General features: G+C 69.1%; 11 protein-coding genes. 9 read left to right on the forward strand and 2 right to left on the reverse strand.

Annotated elements, in window-relative coordinates; translation table 11 throughout:
• The first annotated feature begins 467 nt into the window (after nt 1-467).
• Both ACSAMQ_RS01715 and pyk read left to right on the forward strand, forming a co-directional pair.
• The gene (locus tag ACSAMQ_RS01715) at nt 468-965 is read left to right on the forward strand and encodes a hypothetical protein (protein ID WP_435393983.1); all 498 of its coding nucleotides are present in this window, start codon (nt 468-470) and stop codon (nt 963-965) included.
• 350 nt (nt 966-1,315) lie between these two features.
• Entirely contained in the window at nt 1,316-2,782 is a 1,467-nt protein-coding gene (gene pyk, locus ACSAMQ_RS01720) for a pyruvate kinase (RefSeq protein ID WP_435393984.1), read from the forward strand.
• Between the two features lie 186 nt (nt 2,783-2,968).
• On the opposite strand, the gene ACSAMQ_RS01725 is transcribed toward pyk, so the two are convergent.
• Entirely contained in the window at nt 2,969-4,315 is a 1,347-nt protein-coding gene (locus ACSAMQ_RS01725; protein WP_435393985.1) for a hypothetical protein, read from the reverse strand.
• A 411-nt stretch (nt 4,316-4,726) separates the two neighbouring features.
• Between ACSAMQ_RS01725 and ACSAMQ_RS01730 the strand changes: the two genes are divergently transcribed.
• From ACSAMQ_RS01730 to ACSAMQ_RS01740, 3 genes are all read left to right on the forward strand, one after another.
• The gene (locus ACSAMQ_RS01730) at nt 4,727-5,737 is read left to right on the forward strand and encodes a class I fructose-bisphosphate aldolase (RefSeq protein WP_435393986.1); all 1,011 of its coding nucleotides are present in this window, start codon (nt 4,727-4,729) and stop codon (nt 5,735-5,737) included.
• 94 nt (nt 5,738-5,831) lie between these two features.
• On the forward strand, nt 5,832-6,458 hold the full coding sequence (locus tag ACSAMQ_RS01735; protein WP_435393987.1) for a LysE family translocator: 627 nt from the start codon (nt 5,832-5,834) through the stop codon (nt 6,456-6,458).
• Nucleotides 6,459-6,535: 77 nt separating this feature from the next.
• Nucleotides 6,536-7,366: a hypothetical protein gene (locus ACSAMQ_RS01740; protein WP_435393988.1), complete on the forward strand. Its 831-nt coding sequence runs from the start codon at nt 6,536-6,538 to the stop codon at nt 7,364-7,366.
• Between the two features lie 31 nt (nt 7,367-7,397).
• Here ACSAMQ_RS01740 and cysK read toward each other — a convergent pair whose 3' ends face one another.
• Nucleotides 7,398-8,354 (reverse strand): cysteine synthase A, encoded by a 957-nt coding sequence (gene cysK / locus ACSAMQ_RS01745; RefSeq protein ID WP_435393989.1) that lies wholly within the window; start codon nt 8,352-8,354, stop codon nt 7,398-7,400.
• 339 nt (nt 8,355-8,693) lie between these two features.
• On the opposite strand from cysK, the gene ACSAMQ_RS01750 reads away from it, so the two are divergent.
• The 4 genes from ACSAMQ_RS01750 (at nt 8,694) to ACSAMQ_RS01765 (ending at nt 13,890) form a co-directional block, all read left to right on the forward strand.
• Complete coding sequence (locus ACSAMQ_RS01750) at nt 8,694-9,794, forward strand: efflux RND transporter periplasmic adaptor subunit (protein ID WP_435393990.1); 1,101 nt, start codon at nt 8,694-8,696, stop codon at nt 9,792-9,794.
• A gap of 4 nt (nt 9,795-9,798) precedes the next feature.
• Nucleotides 9,799-10,026, forward strand: a complete 228-nt coding sequence (locus tag ACSAMQ_RS01755; protein ID WP_435393991.1) for a hypothetical protein — start codon at nt 9,799-9,801, stop codon at nt 10,024-10,026.
• Nucleotides 10,023-13,148, forward strand: coding sequence for an efflux RND transporter permease subunit (locus ACSAMQ_RS01760; protein ID WP_435393992.1), 3,126 nt, complete (start codon nt 10,023-10,025; stop codon nt 13,146-13,148). Before ACSAMQ_RS01755 ends, ACSAMQ_RS01760 begins: the two co-directional genes overlap by 4 nt.
• A 175-nt stretch (nt 13,149-13,323) precedes the next feature.
• The gene (locus ACSAMQ_RS01765; protein WP_435393993.1) at nt 13,324-13,890 is read left to right on the forward strand and encodes a GNAT family N-acetyltransferase; all 567 of its coding nucleotides are present in this window, start codon (nt 13,324-13,326) and stop codon (nt 13,888-13,890) included.
• Nucleotides 13,891-14,126: the final 236 nt, after the last annotated feature.

The raw sequence follows: 14,126 nt of genomic DNA on the forward strand, positions 1-14,126 counted from the left end.
TGCAGATGGGTGGCGCCCTCCCTCCATGGCAACGCAATAGATCGATAGGGGCCGGGTTCCATGGCCGTACCAGATTCTCGTCAGGACAACTCTAAAGTGCAAGCGTCTCGTTGTTTGCGATGAGGACTGGCTACTGGGGCAGCCGGGTATATGTGTTTTATTGCAATCGTCATCGCGCGGGAGCAAACGAAAGTATTGATGACCTCTTCCTTGTGCATCAGCCGATCGGTTGGGCCTAGAGGTTGTTCTGGGTCGGCGGTCGTGGGGTTGGCATGCGAACTCGGCCCGAGATATTTCGATGGCGATCAAGGCCTCGGCCCCCCTGGACCGCTGCAAGCGGCTTCTCGGTCGCACCTAACGATGCCCAGGCAATCAGGGGGAGCTGTCACAGCCGTACTGGATTCTCACCCCCGCTTCGTCATGACCAGCGGATAGACGATCCGCAACCGAAATTCCCAGAGGAACCCATGTCCAACTACTGCAACAAGATCCTGTCTGTCGCCGCCTTGGCCGTGGCGCTGGCGCCCGCCTTGGCCTCGGCGCAGGACGCCACCGCCAAGCGGGTGGCGGATTTCGTCGAGTGCAAGCTCGCCCTGGAGCAGGTCGAGGCGTTCGGCGACGAGATCAATGCCGGGCAGGTCGAGGGCCTGGCGCAGAGCGATGATGGCGGTGCCGCCGCCTTGATGCTGTGGAAGAGTGCGCAGCCGCTGTCGGCCTGGGGCGAGCAGTCGAGCTACGTCAATTACCCGAGCCGGCAGGAAATGCACCTGGCCTACAAGGTGCCGGCGGGGCAGGAGTTGAAGATCGGCGAGGCCTTGGCCAAGCGGATCGGCGGCATGCGCCCGCGTCCCGACCTGGCGGCGATGGTCGAGACTTATGGCTGGGGTTGGACTATCGCAAGGTGCTGCCCGGCGAGAAGACCGTGCGGGTGTTGGTTGATGTGTCGTATGCGCCGGGCTGGGTGACCGTCGGCTGCGGTTACGGCGATGCGATCCAGTAAGCCGCGTTTCGGCCGATCGCACTCGCTGCCCGGGCTCCGCCGGCTGGGCTCGACCCACCGGCTGCGCCAGCTGATCTACGGCCGCATCGGCCCGCGGGCACGAGCTGAGTCGGTCGAACACCGGGGCCGTGTCGCCGCCGCGGCGTGCGTTCGCCGGGCCGCTCGGCATACGGCAGCGCACAGCGCCGGCGCTTCGGATGCGCAAATCCGGGCGATTTTTTCCAATCGCGTGTACGCGACGAATGTGCCCGCTCGCAGTGGGTTCGACCGTCGCCGAAGCTGTGCTAGTTTGGCCGACAGCCAAGAGAGCCTGCCATGTCCTCAAGCCCGCGACGCACCAAGATTCTCGCCACCCTCGGCCCGGCCACCGATCCGCCGGGCGTGCTCGACGCCTTGCTCAATGCCGGCGTCGACGTCGTCCGCCTGAATTTCTCGCACGGCGATCCGTCCTCGCAGGTCGCGCGCGCCCAGGCCGTGCGCGAAGCCGCGCTGCGGGTCGGCGTGGAGGTCGGCATTCTCGCCGACTTGCCCGGGCCGAAGATCCGAATCGAGCGTTTCGCCGAAGGCCGGGTCCTGCTCAAGGCCGGCGACCGCTTCGACCTGCTGGCCAGCGCGAGCGCGCCTCCGGGCAATCTGCGCGAGGTCGGCGTGAGCTACCTCGGCCTGCCCAACGACGTCGCCCCCGGCGACGTGCTGCTGCTCGACGACGGCCTGCTGCAACTGCGCGTCGGCGCGGTCGACGGCGAACGCATCATCACCACCGTGCTCAACGACGGCGCGCTGTCGGACCGAAAGGGCCTGAACAAGCTCGGCGGCGGTCTGTCGCTGGGCGCGCTGACCGAGCGCGACAAGGAGCTGATCCTGGTCGCCGCCGAGCTCGGCGCCGATTTCATCGCCGTGTCGTTCTGCCGCAACGCCGAGGACATGCACGAGGCCCGCCGCATCGCCCGCGCCGCCGGCAGCGACGCCGCGCTGGTGTCGAAGATCGAGCGCGCCGAAGCGATCGAAAACCTGACCGAAATCGTCGACGCCAGCGACGTGGTCATGGTCGCGCGCGGCGACCTCGGTGTGGAGATCGGCGACGCCGAACTGCCCGGCCTGCAGAAGAAGATCATCCGCGAGTCGTTGGCGCGCAACCGCGTGGTCATCACCGCCACCCAGATGATGCAGTCGATGGTCGACAACCCGATCCCGACCCGCGCCGAGGTGCTCGACGTCGCCAACGCGGTGATCGACGGCACCGATGCGGTGATGCTGTCGCAGGAATCCGCGGCCGGCCGCTATCCGGTCAAAGCGGTGGAGGCGATGTCGCGCATCTGCCTCGGCGCCGAGCGCCAGTTCGACCACGACACCGATTTCGAGGCTGCGCCGCGCAACCTGGAACGCGCCGACCAGGCCATCGCGATGGCGGCGATGTTCCTGTCCGAGCACATCGGCGTGCGCGCCATCGTCGCCATGACCGAGTCCGGCGGCACCGTGCGTTTCCTGTCGCGTTTCCGCTCGAATGCGCCGATTTACGCGTTCTCACGCCACGGCGGCGCGCGCCGGCGCATGTCGATGATGCGCGACGTCTACCCGATCGACTTCGATAGCCGAGGCCTGGCCTCGCGCGACGCCGCGCGCAACGTCGTCAAGCAATTGTTCGATGCCGGCAAGCTGGGCCAGGGCGAGAGGGTGATCTTCACCAGCGGCGACACCATGGAACAGCACGGCGCGACCAACACTCTGCGCCTGTTGCAGGTGGGCGAGGGCGGTTGCGCCGAGGGCCTGGGCGAGCTCTGAGCCAACCGGCGGCTCGAATGTCGAGTCCCGATTCCGGCGGGGATGGGGGCGACGCCCTGCGGAAACCTCTTCGGCCGCGAGCCGCGGCCTAGACCTCGCGACCCGCGACATCAGTGCGATGTCGCGGTCGCGGCTTGCGCCGCTCCTACCCTGGGAGCGCGGCGTCAGGACCGGCGCGCGCAGTCCTCAAGCGCCGGTATAGCCGCCCGCGTAAACCGGTTTCCACCGCCCTGACGAGCCCGGTTCCGAGCGGCGTGTCCAGATCTGGTACTCGTTACCTTCGTACTGGTGCAGACGGAAGATCAGCTCGGCCTGGCCGTCGCCGTCCAGGTCGAGGGCGTCGTGGAAGGAATGGGTTTCGATCATGTCGCCGGCGGTTTCGCGCGCGATCTCGCCGACATTGCGGTGTTGCCTGCCCGAGACTTCCAGCAGCAGCACCGCATCGAGGCTGGTGTCGGCCTGTTCGGCGCGCTCCGGCCGTACCGCGGCGTCGGCGGTGGCAACCAGCAACCGTTGGCCGCCGGCCAATGCGACCGCGTGGACGCGCAGGCCGAAGCGCTGCTTCTCGTCGTAAGGACGCAGCGCCTTGTCGATGGCGGCGCGGTCCATGCGCTGACGGATCAGGACGCTGCGCAGCTCGCGCTCGACTGCGCGGCGCTCGTCGGCCGACACGTTCGGTTCGACCCGCGCCGCGCCGGCGCCGAGGCTTTCGTTGCTGGCCAGGCCGCTCAGGCCATCGTCGCGCTCGGTCGCCGGCGGGCGGCGCACCTGCGCTTCCATTCCGAGGCCGACGGCATCGCCGCGGTCGATGATCTGTACCAGTCCGTCGCCGGCGCCGTTGCGGTACAGATGGAAACCGCGCCAGACCGTATAGGTACTCTCCGGCATCGCGGCCTCGGCGTAGCGGCCGGCACCGTCGATGCGCGCGATTGCGATTAAATAACCGCCATCGACGCCGAACAACAGGCGCGGTTCGCCTGCGAGGCGTTCGACTTTGGGCGCGGTCATGCGCTCGCGGCGCAGGATCGCGGCCTGCGCCGCGGCGCTGTCGCCGTCGGCCTGCAGCGCGTCGATCAAGAGCTGATGGCTGTCGCGTGCGAACGGACGCAGCGCGATCGCGCGTTCGGCGATGGTGCGCCGTTCGGCGCCGGCGGCGCGGCGGTAATCCTGTTCCAGCGAGGCCGCGGTCGGCGCGCGCGGCCCCAGCAGGTCGGCGCGGATCCAGCCGACCGACGGGTTCGGCCGTTCTGAGGTCGCCCGCACCCACTCGCCGTACGCGCACTGCACCTTGACCTCGGCGCCGATCGGCACCGAAGTCACCGTGCCGCCCTCGGCGCGCGGCAGGGAGCACATCCTCGCAGCGTCGACCACGACGTAGCGCACCGACGGCGCCGGATGCGATTCGCAATGGGCGACCGCCTCGCGGTACTCGCGGTCGGCGTCGCTGGATTGGGCGATGGCGGTTGCAGGCAGCAGGCTGATCGCACAGGCGAGAGCTGCGGCCTGGATGCGGGGAAAGCGGAGATCGGACATGGGGCTTCCTTGCTGGGCGGAGAGGGCGGCGTCCATGGCGCGCCGAATGTCGGCGGAATGCTCGACGGTGCCGATATGAGTGTCAACGACGTGGTGCGTCCGTGCCACTGCGTCGAAGCGATGACGCAATGGATCGGTCCTGCCATGGGGTCGGCAGAACCACCGTGATACCTCATTCCATGCCGCTCCAATCAGCCCCATGCGGTCCCCAGCCAAGGCGCTCGCAGCGGCGCCGAAGCCGGCAAAGCGGCTGGGTCCGCGCTTCGCAGTGACATCGATGACTGCGCGGCACTGAAAACGGTTTCGGTCGAAACTGGGCGCAAGTGCCTGATTCGACAGGCCCCGGGAGGGGGCAAGGTTCACCGTCAGCGGCTATAATCGCGGGCTTCCCACCGCTGCCGCAGGATCTCCATGAGCATCGAACAGCTTGCCGAAACCGCCCAGGCCATGGTCGCCGCGGGCAAGGGCATCATCGCGATCGACGAGTCGAACGCCACCATCGCCAAGCGTTTCGCCGGCGTCGGCATCGACAACACCGAAGAGAATCGCCGCGCCTACCGCGAGCTGCTGCTCACCACGCCGAAGATCGGCGACTACATCTCCGGCGCCATCCTGTACGACGAAACCATCCGCCAGTCGACCAAGGCCGGCGTGCCGTTCACCAAGATCATGATGGACAACGGCGTGATTCCGGGCATCAAGGTCGACAAGGGCCCGCAGCCGCTGGCCGGCTTCCCCGGCGAAGTCGTGACCGAAGGCCTCGACGGCCTGCGCGCGCGCCTGGAGGAGTACTACAAGCTCGGCGCCCGTTTCGCCAAGTGGCGCGCGGTCATCAACATCGGCGACGACATCCCGTCGGGCACCTGCATCGAGGCCAACAGCCACGCGCTGGCGCGCTACGCCGCGCTGTGCCAGGAGCAGGGCCTGGTGCCGATGGTCGAGCCGGAAGTGATCATGGACGGCAGCCACGATATCGACACCTGCTTCGAGGTCACCGAAGTGACCCTGCGCTCGCTGTTCGGCGCGCTGTACGAGCAGAGCGTGGTGCTCGAAGGCACCATCCTGAAGGCCTCGATGGTCCTGCCGGGCACCCTGTCGAACGACCGCGCCAGCGTCGACGACGTCGCCGCGGCCACCCTGCAGTGCCTGAAGTCGACCGTGCCGGCCACCTTGCCGGGCATCGTGTTCCTGTCGGGCGGCCAGTCGGACGAGGACGCCACCGCGCACCTCAACGCGATGAACCAGATGGGCCCGAACCCGTGGCCGCTGTCGTTCTCCTACGGCCGCGCCATGCAGTCGGCGGCGCTGAAGCTGTGGTCGCAGGACCTGGTCGGCAACATCGCCAAGGCCCAGCAGACCGTGTACGAGCGCGCCAAGGCCAACGGCCTGGCGGCGCTGGGCCAGTGGAAGTCGGCGGCGTAAGCTTCGGCTACGACGCATCGGAAAAACGCCGGCTTCGCGCCGGCGTTTTTCGTTGGCGCCCACCGTTCCTTTCAACCTGCCAGGATCCGGACGCATGGAAACCCAGTGGCGCGCTTTCTCCGTCGCCGCGCTGATGCTGACGCTGATGCCCGGCCCCGACACGTTCCTGGTGATCGGCAACGCGCTCGGCGGCGTGCGCCGCGGGTTCGCCGCGGTCGCCGGCATCACCTTCGGCGGGCTGTTTCATGTTGCGCTGTTCGCGTTGGGCGTGACCCAGTTGTTGATGTATTCCGAGCGCGCGTTCTGGACGGTGAAAATGCTCGGCGCCGCATACCTGGCGTATCTGGGCGTGAAGGCGCTGCGCGCGGCGCTGCGGCCGCGCGCCGACGCGCCGCTGCCGGAACCGGCTACCCCCGCGACCGGGTTGTGGCGTGCGTTCGCGCAGGGCGCACTGACCAATGCGCTCAATCCGAAGATCGCGATGTTCTATCTCGCGTTCCTGCCGCAATTCCTCGCCCCGGGCGCGCACATGGCGCGCGACTCGATGCTGATGATCGGCCTGCACTACAGCATCGGCGCGGTGTGGCTGTGCGTGGTCGCGATGGCCGCCTCGCGCATGGCCGGGACCTTGCGCAGCGCGCGGACGGCGCGTGCGCTCGACGGCCTGATCGGCACGATGATGCTGGGCTTCGGCGCCAGGCTGGCGTGGTCGTCGCGCTGAGGCGCGGCCAGCGCGCGTGACGGATCCGGCCCTGGCCCGTTAGGCTGGCTGGATCCGCAGCCGGCAAGGAGCCCGCGATGAGCGACCGCCGCACGCCCTTCATACCGCCGCAGGCGGCCACGCTGTTGCGCGCCGGCCGCAAGATCGAGGCGATCAAGCTGGTGCTCGATGCGAACCCGGGCCTGGGCCTGCGCCAGGCGAAGGACGCGGTCGAGCACTACCAGCGCCAGCCGTCCGAAAGCGAGCACGCGCACTCCGCCTCCAGCGAGGCAACCCCACCGCCTTCCGGGGGCCTCCCCGCGCAGGCCGAGCTGGCGCTGCGCCGCGGCAACAAGATCGAAGCGATCAAGCGGGTGCTCGATGCGAACCCGGGCCTGGGCCTGCGCCAGGCGAAAGAGGCGGTCGAGCGATACGAGCGGCAGTCTCCGAACGCAGCACATGCGCCGCCGACGCCTGCTGAAGCCGCGGCGTCGGACGGCTTCCCGGCGCAGGCCGAGCTGGCGCTGCGCAGCGGCAACAAGATCGAGGCGGTCAAGATCGTACGCGCGCTCTACAAGCTCGATCTGCACGAGGCCTTGGCGCGGGTCGACGCGCATCTGCAGGGACAGGCCGCGGATGCGCCCGGGGCCGGGAGCGCCGGGCGGACCGAACTTCCGGCCGACGTGGCGATGGCGCTGATGCGCGGCGACCGGGTCGGCGCGCTCGAACTGTTGGAAAAGACCCACGGGCTGTCGAATGCGGACGCGATCCAGCGCGTGCTGCAGTACGAACGGCAGCGCGGCAAGCGCGGCCTGAGCGGCCGCGTCGACGGCACGGTCCGGCCCGGCGACAGCAACGCCGGGATGCTGTGGTGGGCCTTGCTGATCGCCGGGGCGGCGGCGGTGGCCTGGTACGTATTGGGTAGCTAGACCGTCGATTCAGAGCCCGCGGTCCCGATTCTCAGCCCAGCGAAGCCAGCCACTCGTCGTCGCTGCCTTCGTTGATGCCCTCGAACAGGAAGGTGCTGAGGTAGCGCTCGCCGGTGTCGGGCAGCATCGCCAGGATCACCGCGCCGTGCTCGGCGGTGCGCGCGACTTCGAGCGCGGCCGCGGCGGTGGCGCCGGCGGAAATGCCGACGAAGATGCCTTCTTCCAGCGCCAGCCGGCGTGCGGTGTCGCGCGCGAGCACTTCGTCGACCGGCAGCACCGCATGGGCGGCGTCGCGGTTGAGCACGGCCGGGACGAAGTCCGGGGTCCAGCCCTGGATCTTGTGCGGCTGCCAGGCGTTGCCGCCGAGCAGGGCCGCGCCGGCCGGCTCGCAGGCGGTGACCCGCACTTCCGGGCGCGCCACCCGCAGCACTTCGCCGACACCGGTGAGGGTGCCGCCGGTGCCCCAGCCGGTGACGAAATGGTCGAGCCGGCGGCCGGCGAAATCCTGCAGGATCTCCGCCGCGGTGGTGCTGCGGTGATAGGCCGGGTTGGCCGGGTTCTCGAACTGGCGGGCGAGGAACCAGCCGTGCTTCTTCGCCAGTTCCTCGGCGCGCCGGACCATGCCGCTGCCGCGCTCGGCGGCCGGGGTCAGGATCACCTTGGCGCCATAGGCGCGCATGAGTTTGCGGCGCTCGATCGAGAAGGTTTCGCTCATCGTGGCGACGAACTTGTAGCCGAGTGCGGCGCAGACCATCGCCAGGGCCACGCCGGTGTTGCCCGAGGTCGCCTCGACCACGGTGTCGCCGGGCTTGATCAGGCCCTTGGCTTCGGCGTCGAGGATGATCGCCAGGGCCAGGCGGTCCTTGACCGAGCCGCCGGGATTGAAGGATTCGACCTTGGCGTACAGGCTGACGTGGGCCGGGGCGATGCGGTGCAGGCGGATCACCGGGGTGCGGCCGATGGTGTCGAGAATGCTGTCGTGGATCATGACCAGGCTCCAGCAGGGGGACCCACGGAGTATGAACTCCGTCCGTGCCGCCCGCGCACCACCGTCATTACCGCGATGAAACATCGGCGCCGCGAGGACTGCGGCCGAGGCCCGGGACGAGCGCCGGACGAGCGGGCCCGGCCCAACACATCGCCGGGACGACTTTGCCTATACGGTGGTCAACCAATGGCCCACGCGAGCGTTAATGCTGCACCGCTAGAATCGCGCGGCCTCATCGCCGCGCCGGCTCTACCTTCCGCGCGGATCGCCTGCCCGGGTCGCGACAGCGCCCGCCAGACCCGCGCCGCCGCCCTTCCGGGTACCCGTTCAGAGAACCGCATGCGACCACGTACCGGCCTTCGCTCCTGCTGCACCCTTGCCTTCGCCCTCGCTCTGGCCGCCTGCGGCAGCAAGGGCGGAGCGCCCCAGGCAGGGCAGGGCGGCGATCGTCCGATCCCGGTCACCACCGAGCCGGTCCGCCTGCGGCCCTGGAACGACACCGTGCAGGCGCTGGGCAACGTCAAGGCGCGCGAGTCGATCACGGTCACCGCCAAGGTCAGCGAAATCGTCCAGGGCGTGCACTTCGACAGTGGCGATCAGGTCGCCGCCGGCGCATCCCTGGTCACCCTCAGCGGCAAGGCGCAGCAGGCCGCGCTGGCCCAGGCCGAGGCCACCGCCAAGGAAGCCGCCGCCCTGTACCAGCGCCAGAGCGAACTGGCCGCGCAGCAGCTGATCGCGCGTTCGGCGCTCGATACCCAGCGCGCGACCCGCGACGCCGCCCGCGCCCGGGTCGAACAAATGAAGGCCGACATCGGCGACCGGGTGATCCGCGCGCCGTTCGCCGGCGTGCTGGGCATCCGCCAGGTCAGCCCCGGCTCGCTGGTGACGCCGGGCACGCCGATCGCGACCCTCGACGACACCGGCCGGGTCTACGTCGATTTCCCGGTGCCGGAAACCCAGTTGGCCCGCGTGGCCAAGGGCCAGACCGTCGAGGGCCGCAGCGCCGCGTATCCGGACCGGCCGTTCCAGGGCGAGGTCAGCACGATCGACGCGCGGGTCGACCCGGCCACGCGCGCGATCACGGTGCGCGCCGATTTCCCCAATCCCGAGCATCGCCTGCGTCCGGGCATGCTGATGCAGGTGACCTTGTTGCAGCCCGAACGCCAGGCGCTGTTGGTGCCGGAGATCGCGGTGGTGCAGGTCGGTACCGATTCCTACGTGTTCCGGGTCAAGCCGGACAACACGGTCGAGCGCGCCGACGTGGAAGTCGGCACCCGCCGCGAAGGCCTGGCCGAAATCGTCAAGGGCCTCAAGGTCGGCGACGTCATCGTCGTCGACGGCACCGGCAAGCTGCGCGTCGGCAACAAGGTCCAGGCCGCCGGCACGAAGCCGCCGGCACAGAAGGGCGCCGCCGCGGCGAAGGGCGGCGCGAATGGCTGACTGGATGCGTTCCCTGCTGTCCTCGCTGCCGCGCAAGCCCGATGCCGGCGACCTGCGCGCCGCGGTCAAGCGCGCTCTGGACTTCCGTTTGCGCAGCGTGCCGGTGGCGCCGCCTGAAGACCTCGCCAGCGACCCCGAGCAGGCCGCGGGCGACCGGCCCCGGGTCGTGCCGATCTACATAGCGCCCAAGCGCAGCGCGCCCAAGCGCCGCGACGGCGGCGAAGCGCAATGAATATTTCCGACCTGTCGATCCGCCGTCCGGTGTTCGCCACCGTGATGAGCCTGCTGTTGATCGCCCTCGGCGTGATGGCGTTCTCGCGCCTGACCTTGCGCGAATTGCCGGCGATCGACCCGCCGGTGGTCTCGGTCGACGTGACCTATCCCGGCGCCTCGGCGGCGGTGGTCGAGACCCGCATCACCCAGGTGCTGGAAGACGCGCTGGCCGGCATCGAGGGCATCGAAAGCATCGAGTCGCGCAGCGTCAACGGACGCGCCTCGATCAGCATCGAGTTCACCCTGCAGCGCGAGATCGAAGCCGCGGCCAACGATGTGCGCGACGCGGTCAGCCGCGTGTCCAACCGCATGCCGGACGAGGCCGACCCGCCGCAGATCGAGAAGGTCGAGAGCGACGCCGACCCGATCCTGTGGCTCAACATGAGCTCCAAGCAGATGGACACGCTGCAGCTGTCCGACTACGCGGAGCGTTACGTGGTCGACCGCCTGTCGTCGGTCGACGGCGTCGCCCAGGTCCGCATCGGCGGCCAGCAGCGCTACGCCATGCGCATCTGGCTCGACCAGGACGCGCTGGCCGCGCGCGACATCACCGTCAACGAAGTCGAGGCCGCGCTCGGGGCCGAGAACGTCGAGCTGCCGGCCGGGCGCATCGAATCGCAGTCGCGCGACTTCACCCTGCGGGTCGCGCGCAGCTACCAAAAGCCCGAGGACTTCGCCCAGATCCCGCTGAAGAAGGGCGCCGACGGTTATGTGGTGCGGCTCGGCGACGTGGCCAAGATCGAGCTCGATTCGGCCGAACGCCGCGCCTATTACCGCAGCAACGGCGAGCCCAACATCGGCCTGGGCATCGTCAAGACCTCGACCGCGAACAGCCTCGACGTGGCCCGCGCGATCCGCGCCGAGGCCGACAAGATCCGCCCCGGCCTGCCGGACGGCACCGACATCTTCGTCGCCTTCGACACCACCATCTTCATCGAGTCGGCGGTCGAACGCGTGTACCACACGCTGGCCGAGGCGGTGGTGCTGGTGTTGATCGTGATCTGGCTGTTCCTCGGCAGCTTCCGCGCCGCGCTGATCCCGGCGGTGACCGTGCCGGTGTGCCTGATCGCCGCCTTCATCCCGCTGTACGCCTTCGACTTCTCGATCAACCTGTTGACCTTGCTGGCGCTGGTGCTGTGCATCGGCCTGGTGGTCGACGATGCGATCGTGGTGCTGGAGAACATCCAGCGCCGCGCCGACCTCGGCGAGCCGAAACTGGTCGCCGCCGCGCGCGGCACCAAGCAGGTCGCATTCGCGGTGATCGCGACCACCGCGGTGCTGGTCGCGGTGTTCCTGCCGATCGGTTTCATGGAAGGCAACACCGGGCGGCTGTTCCGCGAGTTGTCGGTGGCGCTGGCCGGCGCGGTGGCCTTGTCGGCCTTCGTCGCCCTGACCCTGACGCCGATGATGTCGTCGAAGTTCGTGCGCCCGCACAGCGAAGAGAAATCCAACCCGGTCAACCGCTGGGTCAACGCGCGTCTCGACGGCGTGAGCCGGCGCTACAAGGGGCTGCTCGACCGCACCGTCGAGCGGCCGTGGCTGTTCGGCGTGCTGCTGTTGATCGCGCTCGCCCTGAGCTTCGGCCTGTTCAAGCTGGTGCCGTCGGAGCTGGCGCCGCAGGAAGATCGCGGCTCGTTCCAGGTCTCGATCGTCGGCCCGGAAGGCGCCGGTTACGACTACACGGTCAAGCAGGTGCAACAGGTCGAAAAGATCATCGCCTCGCACACCGGGCCGGACCAGACCATCCAGCGCTACAATCCGCGCGTGCCCGGCGGCTTCGGCGCCAGCGAGGAAATGCATACCGGCCGCATCGCGGTGTTCCTTCAGGATTGGGACAAGCGCGAGGTCAGCACCGCCGACGTCGCCGACGGCTTGCGCAGCGAGCTTGGCCAGCTGACCGGCGTGCGCGCGCTGCCGCAGGTCGGCGGCGGCCTGGTGCGCACCCGCGGGCAGCCGATCCAGATCGTGCTCGGCGGCCCCGAATACGTCGAACTGGCGAAATGGCGCGACCGCCTGCTGGCCCGCATCGAGCAGAACAAGGGTCTGTTCTCGGTCGATTCGGACTACAAGGAAACCCGGCCGCAGATGCGCGTGGAGATCGACCGCCAGCGCGCCGCCGACCTCGGCGTCAGCGTCACCGACATCGGCCATTCGCTGGAGACCATGATGGGGTCGCGCCGCGCGACCACCTTCGTGCAGAACGGCGAGGAGTACGACGTGATCGTCCAGGCCGGGCGCGAAGTGCGCGCCTCGCCTGCCGACCTGGCGGCGATCCAGGTGCGCGCCCGCGACGGCGGCCTGGTGCCGCTGTCGAACCTGGTCACGCTGAAGGAGCTGGCCGAGCCGGGCAGCCTCAACCGCTTCAACCGGCTGCGCGCGATCACCGTCAGCGCCGGCCTCGCACCCGGCTACTCCATGGGCGAGGCGATCACCTGGCTCAACCAGGTGGTCGAGGAAGAACTGCCGGAGCAGGCGCAGATCGACTGGAAGGGCGAATCGCGCGAATACCAGAAGGCCGGCGGCGCGGTCCTGATGACCTTCACTCTCGCGCTGCTGGTGGTGTACCTGGTGCTCGCGGCGCAGTTCGAGAGCTTCATCCATCCGTTCGTGATCATGCTGACCGTGCCGCTCGGCGTGCTCGGCGCCTTGCTCGGCTTGTGGATGACCGGCGGCACCCTCAACCTGTTCAGTCAGATCGGCATCGTCATGCTGGTCGGCCTGGCGGCGAAGAACGGCATCCTGATCGTCGAATTCGCCAACCAGTTGCGCGACGAGGGCCGCAGCATCCATGCCGCGATCGTCGAGTCCTCGGCGGTGCGCCTGCGCCCGATCCTGATGACCTCGATCGCGACCGTGGTCGGGGCCGTGCCCCTGGTCCTGGCCGGCGGCCCGGGCTCGGCGAGCCGCGCGACGATCGGCATCGTGGTGATCTTCGGTGTGTCGTTCTCGACCCTGTTGTCGCTGTTCATCGTGCCGGCGTTCTACGTGCTGCTCGCGCGCTACACCAAGTCGCCCGAGGCGGTCGCACACGAACTGGAGAAACTGGAAAAGGAAACCCCGCAGGCCGGCGGTCACGCCTGATCGGGTAAGCCGTCCGCCTCCGGGCTGGACGGACCGCTCTCAGGGCAGGAGCGGCGCGAGCCGCGACCGCGGGCTGCGGCCAAGACGCAGGTCGCGGCTCGCACCGCTCCTGCCTCCCGATCGGTCTAAAGGCCGCGGTTTCCGCCCGCCGAGGGCGATGCAGTACGCTATCGCCATGAACGCCGCTCCCTTATCCGACCCGGGCGATATCCGCCTGCTTGGCGATGGCTTCGTCCTGCGCCGCTGGCGGCCCGACGACCTCGACAGCCTGGTCCTGCACGCCAACGACGAACACGTCTCGCGTTCCACCAGCGACCGTTTTCCCTATCCCTATACCCGCGAGGACGGCGAACGCTTCCTGTCCGGCCAGGTCGTCGATTTCTCGGCTCCGGTGTTCGCGATAGAAGTCGACGGCCGCGCGTGCGGCGGCATCGGCGTGCGCGCCGGCCAGGGCGAGCGCGGCCACAGCGCCGAGCTCGGTTACTGGCTCGGCCGCGCGCTGTGGAATAGCGGCCTGATGACCCGCGCGGTCGGCGTATTCGCACCCTGGGTCATGCGCGAGCTGTCGCTGTATCGGCTGTGCGCGACCGTGCTCGACCACAACCCGGCCTCGGCGCGGGTGTTGCTGAAGAACGGTTTCGAAGAAGAAGGCGTGCAGCGCTGCGCCGTGTTCAAGCGCGGGCGACTGCACGACCTGCGGGTGTTCGCCAAGGTAAGAAGGAGTCTCGACGATGCGACGTGATCCCCCGCGCGGCCCGCGCGCCCCCATCGCGCCGGGACAGAGCCCCTGGCGTACCGGCCCTCGCCGCGACGACGAACAGCGCCCGCGGCGCGAGCCGGATGCGCCGGCTGGCGCGGGGCCGGTCGAGCCGCCGCCGTCGCCCTATCGCGGTGGACACGACCGCAGCGGACATGCGCACGCCCACCCGCACTCGCGCTCGGAGCGGCGCGAGCAACGCACCCAACACGCCGGCGACA

The sequence above is a fragment of the Lysobacter sp. 1R34A genome (assembly GCF_051217035.1).
GTDB lineage: Bacteria > Pseudomonadota > Gammaproteobacteria > Xanthomonadales > Xanthomonadaceae > Lysobacter.

Coding starts and splice junctions, on each gene's coding strand:
- ACSAMQ_RS01715 (WP_435393983.1), top strand. CDS start 468: ATGTCCAACTACTGCAACAAGATCCTGTCTGTCGCCGCCTTGGCCGTG.
- pyk (WP_435393984.1), top strand. CDS start 1,316: ATGTCCTCAAGCCCGCGACGCACCAAGATTCTCGCCACCCTCGGCCCG.
- ACSAMQ_RS01725 (WP_435393985.1), bottom strand. CDS start 4,315: ATGTCCGATCTCCGCTTTCCCCGCATCCAGGCCGCAGCTCTCGCCTGT.
- ACSAMQ_RS01730 (WP_435393986.1), top strand. CDS start 4,727: ATGAGCATCGAACAGCTTGCCGAAACCGCCCAGGCCATGGTCGCCGCG.
- ACSAMQ_RS01735 (WP_435393987.1), top strand. CDS start 5,832: ATGGAAACCCAGTGGCGCGCTTTCTCCGTCGCCGCGCTGATGCTGACG.
- ACSAMQ_RS01740 (WP_435393988.1), top strand. CDS start 6,536: ATGAGCGACCGCCGCACGCCCTTCATACCGCCGCAGGCGGCCACGCTG.
- cysK (WP_435393989.1), bottom strand. CDS start 8,354: ATGATCCACGACAGCATTCTCGACACCATCGGCCGCACCCCGGTGATC.
- ACSAMQ_RS01750 (WP_435393990.1), top strand. CDS start 8,694: ATGCGACCACGTACCGGCCTTCGCTCCTGCTGCACCCTTGCCTTCGCC.
- ACSAMQ_RS01755 (WP_435393991.1), top strand. CDS start 9,799: ATGCGTTCCCTGCTGTCCTCGCTGCCGCGCAAGCCCGATGCCGGCGAC.
- ACSAMQ_RS01760 (WP_435393992.1), top strand. CDS start 10,023: ATGAATATTTCCGACCTGTCGATCCGCCGTCCGGTGTTCGCCACCGTG.
- ACSAMQ_RS01765 (WP_435393993.1), top strand. CDS start 13,324: ATGAACGCCGCTCCCTTATCCGACCCGGGCGATATCCGCCTGCTTGGC.